Origin of the sequence: Aestuarium sp., from assembly GCF_023253315.1 — a bacterium.
Taxonomy (GTDB): Bacteria; Pseudomonadota; Alphaproteobacteria; order Rhodobacterales; family Rhodobacteraceae; genus Marivivens; species Marivivens donghaensis.
The window spans coordinates 1-1331 of record NZ_JALRGW010000078.1 but is presented as its reverse complement, the minus strand read 5'-3'; the positions used below and the strand labels follow the sequence as shown (position 1 = coordinate 1331).

3 protein-coding genes and 1 tRNA gene are annotated in these 1331 nt (G+C 44.3%); all 4 read left to right on the top strand.

Going from position 1 to position 1331, the window contains the following annotated elements; genetic code table 11:
• The coding region (locus AC1QQ2_RS14225; protein WP_479713626.1) for a hypothetical protein at positions 1-548 on the top strand (548 nt) is incomplete at its 5' end.
• A gap of 53 nt (positions 549-601) precedes the next feature.
• A complete protein-coding gene (locus AC1QQ2_RS14220) occupies positions 602-814 on the top strand; it encodes a hypothetical protein (RefSeq protein ID WP_479713627.1) in 213 nt (70 codons plus the stop codon).
• Positions 735-1025 (top strand): glutaredoxin domain-containing protein, encoded by a 291-nt coding sequence (locus tag AC1QQ2_RS14215; RefSeq protein WP_479713625.1) that lies wholly within the window; start codon positions 735-737, stop codon positions 1023-1025. Before AC1QQ2_RS14220 ends, AC1QQ2_RS14215 begins: the two co-directional genes overlap by 80 nt.
• 20 nt (positions 1026-1045) lie before the next feature.
• A tRNA-Arg gene (locus AC1QQ2_RS14210) sits at positions 1046-1122 on the top strand.
• Positions 1123-1331: the final 209 nt, after the last annotated feature.

Genomic DNA, 1331 nt, shown 5'->3' with positions numbered 1-1331 from the left:
CTGAGGGTGTACACAAGCCACTCGGTAAGTACATCTTCAACAACGTGACGTTCTCTAAGCATGACGAGATTATCCCAACCCTTCGTGCTGCTGGTTACAACGTGTTTGACAAACCATTCGAGTCTGACTCGGTGCTAGTGACATTCCCTGTCGCATACGAAGACGTTAAGTTTGATGTAGTTGATGGCAAGGAAGTGAACATCGAGTCAGCTATCGATCAGCTAGATCGCTACAAGTTCATGATGGACAACTACGTAGACCACAACTGTTCTGTGACTATCTCTTATGACCCATCTGAGATTGAAGCAATCGTAGGGTGGATTCTGGAGAACTGGGATAGCTACGTAGGTGTATCGTTCATCTACCGTAACGATCCAACAAAGACTGCTGAGGACTTGGGCTATGCCTACCTGCCTCAGGAGGTTGTCACTAAAGAGAAGTACTACGATTACGTCAACACCCTACAGCCTGTAGACTTGACTGCCCTTGGTACTACTGACGACCTGTCGGATGAAGCCTGTGCTACAGGTGCATGTCCAATCCGTTAACATACTAACCTGAGCATGTTACAAAACTGCTCTTTTCTTAACATAGGGATGCTATGAAGATACTACGCTACGTTGAACACCTAGATTACACAAAAGTAAACTGGCCTGAGGAGGGTATTTATGTTGCTGCAAACAGTGGTGCAATATCTTTTATAGCAGCATTTACAAAAGAAACCCTGCCCGAAGATGCAAGGGCTTGGGCCAAGAAGCATATGGAAACACTCAAAAGGAAAGCAAATGAGCTACACAGTAATCAGCAGACCTAACTGCTTGTGGTGTAATAAGGCAATGGACCTGTTGTATGAGACAGGTATTGAGTACCAGAAGGTAGACATCTACGAAGAGATGTGGGTCAAGACATTGCTCTTAAAGACAGACCTAACTACAGTACCACAGGTATTTGACACCAATGGCTTCCATATCGGTGGTTACGAAGAGTTAGAAATGCACATCAACAACCTTGACATATACCAGTAAGTCTCATACATTAATGATAACTCTCCTTAGCTCAACTGGATAGAGCATCTGACTTCTAATCAGAAGGCTGTAGGTTCGAGTCCTACAGGGGAGGCCAACACATAGGAGCTACTATGCCTGTAACTAAGAGAATCGAAGACTTCAACGTAGACATTGCGAACAACGGCTTCGTGATTAACTACTCTGGTTATGATGATGAAGGTGAATACCAGTACGTCAAGCTAGTGTTCCGTGATCTGAATCAGCTACAAGACCATATCGCATACATCGTATCACTAGGTGAAAGCTAATGTATAGCCTATTGCT